This is a genomic window from uncultured Corynebacterium sp., assembly GCF_902489365.1.
Classification (GTDB): domain Bacteria; phylum Actinomycetota; class Actinomycetes; order Mycobacteriales; family Mycobacteriaceae; genus Corynebacterium.
In genome coordinates, this window is record NZ_CABTZR010000088.1 from 1 (window position 1) to 8,270 (window position 8,270).

Annotated in this window: 9 protein-coding genes; all 9 read left to right on the top strand. The window is 61.1% G+C overall.

The annotated features are described in order from the left end of the window. The coding region (locus tag RDN59_RS10405; RefSeq protein WP_308607774.1) for an MFS transporter at nucleotides 1-1,182 on the top strand (1,182 nt) is incomplete at its 5' end. Nucleotides 1,183-1,246: 64 nt separating this feature from the next. After that, nucleotides 1,247-2,698: a bifunctional UDP-N-acetylglucosamine diphosphorylase/glucosamine-1-phosphate N-acetyltransferase GlmU gene (gene glmU, locus RDN59_RS10410; protein WP_308607775.1), complete on the top strand. Its 1,452-nt coding sequence runs from the start codon at nucleotides 1,247-1,249 to the stop codon at nucleotides 2,696-2,698. Nucleotides 2,699-2,734: 36 nt separating this feature from the next. Beyond that, complete coding sequence (locus tag RDN59_RS10415; protein WP_070447098.1) at nucleotides 2,735-3,709, top strand: ribose-phosphate diphosphokinase; 975 nt, start codon at nucleotides 2,735-2,737, stop codon at nucleotides 3,707-3,709. 210 nt (nucleotides 3,710-3,919) lie between these two features. Continuing rightward, nucleotides 3,920-4,576: a 50S ribosomal protein L25/general stress protein Ctc gene (locus RDN59_RS10420; protein WP_308607776.1), complete on the top strand. Its 657-nt coding sequence runs from the start codon at nucleotides 3,920-3,922 to the stop codon at nucleotides 4,574-4,576. Nucleotides 4,577-4,674: 98 nt separating this feature from the next. Beyond that, nucleotides 4,675-5,223, top strand: coding sequence for an aminoacyl-tRNA hydrolase (pth, locus tag RDN59_RS10425; RefSeq protein WP_308607777.1), 549 nt, complete (start codon nucleotides 4,675-4,677; stop codon nucleotides 5,221-5,223). A 5-nt stretch (nucleotides 5,224-5,228) separates the two neighbouring features. Beyond that, nucleotides 5,229-6,107 (top strand): fumarylacetoacetate hydrolase family protein, encoded by an 879-nt coding sequence (locus tag RDN59_RS10430; protein WP_308607778.1) that lies wholly within the window; start codon nucleotides 5,229-5,231, stop codon nucleotides 6,105-6,107. A 96-nt stretch (nucleotides 6,108-6,203) separates the two neighbouring features. Beyond that, nucleotides 6,204-6,650 carry a PepSY domain-containing protein gene (locus RDN59_RS10435; protein WP_308607779.1) on the top strand — a complete coding sequence of 149 codons (447 nt, stop codon included), beginning with the start codon at nucleotides 6,204-6,206 and terminating at the stop codon, nucleotides 6,648-6,650. Between the two features lie 74 nt (nucleotides 6,651-6,724). Continuing rightward, nucleotides 6,725-7,630, top strand: coding sequence for a polyphosphate kinase 2 (gene ppk2, locus RDN59_RS10440; protein WP_308607780.1), 906 nt, complete (start codon nucleotides 6,725-6,727; stop codon nucleotides 7,628-7,630). A gap of 140 nt (nucleotides 7,631-7,770) precedes the next feature. After that, nucleotides 7,771-8,133, top strand: a complete 363-nt coding sequence (locus RDN59_RS10445; protein ID WP_308607781.1) for a hypothetical protein — start codon at nucleotides 7,771-7,773, stop codon at nucleotides 8,131-8,133. Nucleotides 8,134-8,270 lie beyond the last annotated feature (137 nt).

The following is an 8,270-nucleotide window of genomic DNA, read 5'->3' on the forward strand; positions in this document are numbered from 1 at the left end:
AACGGCCTGCAGGGCGTGGGCGATCAATTGCTCTCCGGCAAGACAGTCTTGCCCTGGCTGTTTAGTGTGGCCGGGGTCCCAGGCTTCTTTACAGGCTTGCTGGTTCCCTTGCGCGAGTCCGGCTCCATGCTCCCGCAGGCGGCTCTGACCCCGTGGGTGGTATCTCACCCCGCACGCAAGCGCCTGTGGGTGCTGGGCTCGGTGGGCCAGGGTCTGTGCGCGGCGATCATCGCGGCGGCTGCCGTGCTTGTTCGCGGCCCCCTCCTCGGCCTCATCGTCTGCCTCGCGCTTGCTGCTCTCGCCGTGCTCCGCGCGCTGTGTTCGCTCACTGGTAAGGACGTCCAAGGCCGCACCATCTCCAAGGGGCGCCGCGGCGTCGTGACCGGACGGGCAACACAGCTCGGCGGGGCGGTCACCTTGATTACCGGTGGCATCCTCGCCGTTCTGGGCGAACTCCCGCGCTGGGGTCTGGCACTATTACTGGCCATCGGCGCGGCCACGTGGTTCCTTGCCGCAGCGGTCTTTCGCAGCATCGAGGAGCCCGTGCCGGAGAGCTCCGGTCAGAAGGGCATAAACCGCAGCTGGTGGAAAGACACCTGGCAGCTATACACCCAGGATGTCCGCTTCCGTGGCTTCGTTAACGTCCGCGCCTTGCTGCTGGTGTCTGCCTTGTCCACGTCCTTCATCGTGGTGCTTTCGCAGAACATCGGCTCGCAGGCGCTTAGTGGGCTCGGCGGCTTCGTCCTGGCGTCGGGCTTGGCCAGCCTCGTGGGCGGCCGTGTTTCCGGTGTGTTGTCGGATAAGTCCTCCCGTCTGGTCATGTCCTGGGCCGCGGGTGCCGCGGCGATCATCTTGCTGGGAATCGTCGCCTGTGCCGCGTGGGCGCCGACAGCGGTGAGTATGTGGGCGCTGCCCCTCGGCTTCTTCCTGGTCAATCTGGCACACGCCGCCATCCGCGTGGCTCGCAAGACTTATGTGGTGGACATGGCTGGTGAGGATAAGCGCACCCGCTACGTCGGGGCCGCAAACACCATGATGGGCGTCATCCTCCTCGTCGTCGGCGGCATCTCCGCCGTCATTGCACTCGCGGGCCCCTCGGCGGCCATCCTGTTCTTAGCGTGCATCGGTCTGATTGGCGCATGGCGTGCCCGAGCGCTCCCGGAGGTGTCACACGGGAAGTAGGCAGCACGCGTTATGATGAAACACAGTAAGTCCTGACCCCCAATCACAGGAGAAACACACACTCGTGGCTGAAGTAACTGACTGCGCCGCCATCGTCCTTGCCGCAGGCGCAGGTACCCGCATGAAATCCTCAACCCAAAAGACGTTGCATGAGATTGGCGGGAGGTCACTTCTCGGCCACGCCCTCCACGCAGCCGCCGGTCTGAACCCGGAGCACCTCGTGGTCGTCGTGGGCCACCAGCGTGACCAGGTATCCCCCGCTGTCGATGCCATCGCCGAGGAACTGGATTGCGCGGTATCCCAGGCGGTCCAGGAGGAGCAGAACGGTACCGGCCACGCCGTGCAGTGCGGCTTGAGCGCCCTGCCGGACTTTAACGGCACCGTCATCGTGACTAACGGTGACGTTCCACTTCTGCGCCCGGAGACTTTGCGCCAGCTGCAAGAGACCCATACCGGCGAGGGCAATGCCGTAACAGTTTTGTCGATGACTCTGGAGGATCCCACTGGTTACGGCCGCGTGCTGCGCGCCGAGGATGGATCCGTCACCGCCATCGTGGAGCAGAAGGACGCCTCCGAGGAACAGCGCACGGTGCGCGAGGTCAACTCCGGCGTCTTTGCGTTCGACGGTGCCGTGCTTTGCGACGCTTTGACGAAGCTCAACTCCGATAACGCCCAGGGCGAGCTCTACATCACCGATGTGCTGGAGATCGCCCGCGAAGACGGCCACCGCGTCGGCGCGCACGTTGCTGCCGATCCGGAGGAGCTCTCCGGAGTGAACGACCGCGTGCAATTGGCCGCGGCCGGTCGCCTGCTCAACCGTCGCATGGTCGAGAACGCCATGCGCGGCGGCGCTACCATCGTTGATCCCGACACCACCTGGATCGGCGTCAACGTGACCATTGGCCAGGATGTCACTATTCACCCCAACACCCAGCTGTGGGGTGCCACAACCATCGCCGATGGCGCCGAGATCGGCCCCGACACCACCCTGACCAACATGCAGGTGGGAGCAGGCGCCAGCGTGGTGCGCACGCACGGCTTTGACTCTGTCATTGGCGGCAACGCGCAGATCGGCCCGTTTACCTACATCCGCCCCGGCGTCATCGTGGGTGAAGAAGGCAAGCTGGGCGGCTTCGTCGAGGCAAAGAAGGCGCAGATCGGCCGCGGCACAAAGGTGCCTCACCTGACGTATATCGGTGACGCCACCGTCGGCGATTACTCCAACATCGGTGCTTCCTCCGTCTTCGTCAATTACGACGGCGTCAACAAGCACCACACCACCATCGGCAGCCACGTGCGCACCGGCTCGGACACCATGTTCATCGCACCCGTCACCGTCGGTGATGGCGCTTACTCCGGTGCGGGTACAGTGATTAAGGACGACGTTCCTGCGGGAGCGCTCGCGGTCTCCGGCGGCAAGCAGCGCAACATCGAAGGTTGGGTGCAAAAGAAGCGTCCGGGCACGCCGGCAGCAGAAGCCGCCGGCAAGGCACAGGACGCCGAGGCTGACGAATAGACCACTAACTAACGACAAGTAAAGGGATATCTACCTATGACTGGCAAGGTTACCGGCAGCAGCAAGAACATGATGCTCTTCACTGGGCGCGCTCACCCAGCATTGGCTGAGGCTGTGGCCAAGGAGCTCAAGACCGATCTGGTTCCGACCACCGCGCGCGATTTCGCCAATGGTGAGATCTTCATTCGCTTCGAGGAGTCTGTCCGTGGTGCCGACTGCTTCGTGATGCAGTCCCACACCCAGCCGCTCAACAAGTGGTTGGTGGAGCAGCTCATCATGATCGACGCGCTCAAGCGCGGCTCCGCTAAGCGCATCACCGCCATCCTGCCCTTCTACCCATACGCACGCCAGGACAAGAAGCACCTGGGACGCGAGCCTATTTCCGCCCGCCTGGTTGCAGACTTGCTGGCTGCTGCTGGCGCCGACCGCATCGTGTCCGTAGATCTGCACACCGACCAGATTCAGGGATTCTTCGATGGCCCAGTCGACCACATGCACGCCATGCCGATCCTGACCGACTACATCAAGTCCAAGTACCCGCTGGACAACCTGGCTGTAGTCTCCCCCGATGCCGGCCGCGTGAAGGTCGCGGAGAAGTGGGCACACGAGTTGGGCGATGCCCCACTGTCCTTCGTCCACAAGACCCGCTCCAATACCGAGGCCAACAAGACGGTGTCCAACCGCGTCGTCGGTGACGTCGAGGGCAAGGACTGCATCCTGCTCGATGACATGATTGATACCGGCGGCACCATCGCGGGCGCGGTCCGCGTGCTGGAAGAGGCCGGCGCTAAGTCCGTGGTTATCGCCTGCACCCACGGTGTCTTCTCCGACCCGGCCCGCGAGCGCCTGTCCGAGTGCGGTGCTGTCGAGGTCATCACCACCGATACCCTGCCGCAGTCCACCGAGGGCTGGGACAACCTCACGGTCCTGTCCATCGCCCCGCTGCTGGCTCGCACCATCCACGAGATCTTCGAGAACGGTTCCGTGACCACTCTGTTTGAGACTCACTAAATTTTGTTCAGCGACAGCGCTGCTGCTAAAATCTTGTGCGTCTCGGCGAGGGAGAAATCCGTTATCGACGCGATAGCACAAGTTAAGCAGTGAATCTTGTATTTAAGCCTGCGATGACTCGTCCAAGACGTCCATCGGCAGGCTTTTGTCGTATCTACACGGTCCTTCATGAGCCCTTGCCGCACAACGATACTTTAAGGAGATTTACTTATGGCTTCTGAGCGCCCCGTATTGAAGGCTGAAGTCCGTTCCGAGTTCGGCAAGGGCTTCGCTCGCCGTCTGCGCGCCGCAGGCAAGATCCCGGGCGTTGTCTACGGCCACGCCGTCGACGTACTGCACTTCGCCGTTGACCGCCTGGAAATGACCGCACTGGTCCGTAACCACGGCGTCAACGCCGTGTTCGAGCTGGAGCTCGAGGGCGAGCAGCACCTGGTCATGGTCAAGCACATTGACCAGAACGTCCTGACCTTCAACATCGATCACATCGACCTGCTCTCCATTAAGCGTGGCGAGAAGGTCGAGGTCGAGGTTCCGGTTGTCCTCGAGGGCGAGCCGGCTCCGGGCCTCATGTTCATCCAGGATGCCGACGTCCTCCTCGTCGAGGCAGACGTGCTCAACATTCCGGAAGAGATCGTCGTGTCCATCGAGGGCCTCGAGGACGGCACCGTGGTCACCGCTGGCGAGGTTTCCCTGCCGGAGGGCACCACCCTTGCTGCCGAGGAAGACACCGTCATCGTCTCCATCTCCGAGCCGGAGGTTGATGAGGACGTCGAGGCTGCCGCTGAGGCTGCCGAGGAAGGCGGCGCTGAGGCTGGCGCCGAGTCCGCCGATGAGGGAGCTTCCGAGGAGAAGAAGGACGAGGAGTAAACCTCCTCTCCCCCTCACCTACCTAACGCACCGCGCCTGCTTCCCTACTTTCTGGGAGGCGGGCGCGGTTCGCCGTTTTCACCTTCACGCTGTTTAGAATGGGCGGCGTGACTTCTTCTCCCTTTCTCATCGTTGGTCTAGGAAACCCCGGCCCGAAGTACACCAGTACCCGCCACAACATCGGCTTCGACGTGGCTGATGAACTAGCCCACGAACTGCTGACTTCCTTTTCCGTTCATAAGAAGACAAACACGGATGTCGCCGAAGCACGGCGTGGGGACACCAAGGTGATCGTCGCCAAGCCGCGCAGCTTTATGAACCTGTCCGGCGGACCCATCAAGGCCCTCGCCCAATACTTCAACGTTCCTCATGAGCACATCATCGTTGTCCACGATGAGCTGGAGCTCGACTTCGCCACCATCAAGCGACGCCTCGGCGGCGGGGACCACGGCCACAATGGCCTGCGCTCCACCACGAAATCTCTGGGGACCAAAGACTATCAGCGCCTTTCGGTAGGCATCGGCCGCCCGCCCGGGCGCATGGACCCAGCTGCGTTTGTTCTCAAGCCATGGAACAAGCGGGAAGCCCAGGAGATTCCCATCATCTGTGCTGATGCGGTGGATGAGATTCTCCGCGCGTTAGACTAGCCGACATGAAGCTCGCTACTCTCCGCACCAGTTTTGGCACCTGCGCTATCCGTATTGACGGCCCCAACGTGGGCACCGAGCTGGATTATGAGGATGTCGGCGAATTGCTGGCCAGTCCAGACTGGCACAAAGCCGCGCAGCTCTCCGGCGAGCCCGTCGTTTTTAAAGACTCCGACCTGGCTCCCGTCCTCCCGAACCCGGGCAAGATTATCTGCGTTGGCGTCAACTACACCAAGCATGCGCGGGAGATGGGGAGAGAACTTCCCACACAGCCCACGCTTTTCATCAAGTTCCCGGACGCTCTGACCGGCCCCTTCGACGATGTCTATATTCCGGACTATGCCACGAAGAAACTGGACTACGAAGGAGAGCTCGCCGTAGTCATGGGCCGCCGCGCGCACCGGGTGAGCGTGAAAGATGCGCTGGATTACGTGGCCGGCTATGCCATTATGAACGACTACACTCTGCGGGATTATCAGCGCGCCACCACGCAGTTCCACGCCGGCAAATCCTTCTACCGCACCGCCGGCTTCGGGCCTTGGCTGACTACGGCTGATGAATGGGCCCCAGGCAAGGCCGCGCGGCTTACGACGACCGTCGACGGCGACGTACGCCAAGATGACAACACTGATGATCTCATCTTCTCCGTGGCCGAGCTCATCGCATTCTGTTCCTCCCTCTACCCACTCAATCCGGGCGATGTCATTGCCACCGGCACCCCGGAAGGCGTGGGCTTCGCGCGCGGTGAACAGGCACTGCTTGGCGACGGCTCCCGCACCCGTATCACCATCGAAGGGCTCGGCGCGATTGAGAACACGACGCGCTTCGGCGAACCGCCCGCTGCCGGAGGCTGCGGCGAAGGCTGTACCTGTCACGGCCGTTAACATTCAGCCGTATCCAGGATCTTCAGCGAAGACTCTCTGATGTCGATACGGTGGGGCACCACACTTTCCCGACCAGCCAAGAAGGATGAGCCTTTCATGACTCTTCGTTCCCGCTTCACCGCCGCCGGACTCGCTCTATGCACCAGTACCGCGCTGGTGGCATGCTCTTCAGATAAAGAGGCCGATCCCGCTCCTACGCCGACTCCCGCGTCTGTGGAAACCGTGACGGAAACAGCCGCTGCAACTGGCACGGCCCAGGACGATGATGACGACGACGCCCAGCAGCCCGCAGGCACGGCTGGTGCCGGGGACGCCGGAAATGCAGAGAATTCCGGCGCGCTCACCGGTGATGAAGCATTCGAGAAAGCCTTAACTCACGCCAGTGTTGATGCCCAGGCTGTCACGGAGAAGGAAGTCGACTACGACGATGGTGGCAACGGCAAGGGCCCGCACTGGGAGATTGAGTTCAAGGCTAACGGCCAGGAACACGAGCTGGACGTCGACGCCGCCAGCGGTGCGGTGGTGGAACACGAGGCTGACTAAACACATCCCATTCCGCCTGAAATGGCTACCCGCGCGTTTAGGTATTTCCCCAGCTAAGCGGTAAATTTAGAGGTATGAGTTCACAGTCTAAGAAGTCTGCCACCAAGCTGCCGAAGCTAGACAAGCAAGCCTATGAGGACGAGCTCAAGCGCCTCCAAGCAGAGCTCGTCGAGATGCAGCAGTGGGTCGTTGAGACCGGCGCCCGCGTGGTCATCATCATGGAAGGCCGCGACGCCGCCGGCAAGGGTTCCGCCATCAAGCGCATTACGCAATACCTGAACCCGCGTACCTGCCGCATCGAAGCGCTGCCCAAGCCCACCGACCGCGAGGCGGGCCAGTGGTATTTCCAGCGCTACATTGAGAAGCTGCCCACCGCAGGCGAAATCGTCATCTTCGATCGCTCCTGGTACAACCGCGCCGGCGTGGAGCGCGTCATGGGCTTTTGCTCCCAGCAGGAATACGTGCGCTTCCTTCACCAGGCTCCGCTGCTGGAGCACATGCTCATCGAGGATGGCGTCATCCTTCTCAAGTACTGGTTCTCCGTCTCTGACGAGGAGCAGCTCGCGCGCTTTAAATCCCGCCGCAACGATCCGCTGCGACGCTGGAAGCTCTCCCCCATGGACTTGCAGTCCATCACTCGCTGGGAAGACTATTCGCGTGCCAAGGACGAGATGTTCGTCCACACCGATACCCCGTCCTCCCCGTGGTACACGGTGGAGTCTGAGGATAAGAAGCGCTCGCGCATCAACGTGATCAACCACATCCTCAAGATGGTTCCGTACCAGCACGTAGAGCAGGATGTTCCTGAAATTCCGAAACGCCCTGAACTCGAAGCCGAATACGTACGCCCGCCGCGCAACGACTTTTCCTATGTTCCGGATGTCGCAGCGGATCTGGAGCGTGAGAAGGTCAACGGCAACGGCTCCGGCAAGAAGCAGGGAAAGAAAAAGAAGGGCAAGAAAGACAAAAAGAAGAAGTAGTTCTTCCTCAGACTTCTCCTAAATTTTAGGCAGGCATAACCGCCCCACTCGTTGCACACTGCCCTATCTGACGAAAGTTGCCCGGATTTTTCGGCGAGTTCAGGTGGTGAATGCATCTATACAGCTAGGAGGTTGTGTAGATGTCAAGTGATAAGAGGCTGCGTGAGCGGTATGTGGAGGCGTATCTGCATGATGCGCGTCCGATGTCGGTGATCCTGAAGGAGTTGGGGGTCTCGAAGGCTACGGCGAAGGTGTGGCGTCAGGCTGAGGGCCTTAGCCGTGGTCAGCGTCAGCGGAGTCTGACTGAGGATAAATTCAAAGATCAGTACCAAAAGGTCGTTGCTCTTGTAGAAAGCGGCCAGTCTGCGTATAGCGCACTGAAAGAGACTGGTTTCCCACAGACTGCTTACCGATACCTTGCCCAAGACGGTATCGAACTCGCTAATACCAGTCGTGGTGGAGCCATACAACGCGAGCGGGATCGCATCGCTAAAGCTTCATGATGTCGCCTACATAGACGTGGTTCGGCCTGTCAGCGGTGAATTTGCGGCCTACTAGATCTGGCATGACTCGGTGACCAGGCTTGCGCCTAGTGGTGATGCATCGACGCCGTTTGGTAAAGCCTTTTAGCCCCATGGAT

Excerpts from the sequence above, each read along its gene's own strand:
- RDN59_RS10415 (WP_070447098.1), top strand. The coding sequence starts at position 2,735 with ATGACTGGCAAGGTTACCGGCAGCAGCAAGAACATGATGCTCTTCACT.
- RDN59_RS10420 (WP_308607776.1), top strand. The coding sequence starts at position 3,920 with ATGGCTTCTGAGCGCCCCGTATTGAAGGCTGAAGTCCGTTCCGAGTTC.
- pth (WP_308607777.1), top strand. The coding sequence starts at position 4,675 with ATGGGCGGCGTGACTTCTTCTCCCTTTCTCATCGTTGGTCTAGGAAAC.
- RDN59_RS10430 (WP_308607778.1), top strand. The coding sequence starts at position 5,229 with ATGAAGCTCGCTACTCTCCGCACCAGTTTTGGCACCTGCGCTATCCGT.
- RDN59_RS10435 (WP_308607779.1), top strand. The coding sequence starts at position 6,204 with ATGACTCTTCGTTCCCGCTTCACCGCCGCCGGACTCGCTCTATGCACC.
- ppk2 (WP_308607780.1), top strand. The coding sequence starts at position 6,725 with ATGAGTTCACAGTCTAAGAAGTCTGCCACCAAGCTGCCGAAGCTAGAC.
- RDN59_RS10445 (WP_308607781.1), top strand. The coding sequence starts at position 7,771 with ATGTCAAGTGATAAGAGGCTGCGTGAGCGGTATGTGGAGGCGTATCTG.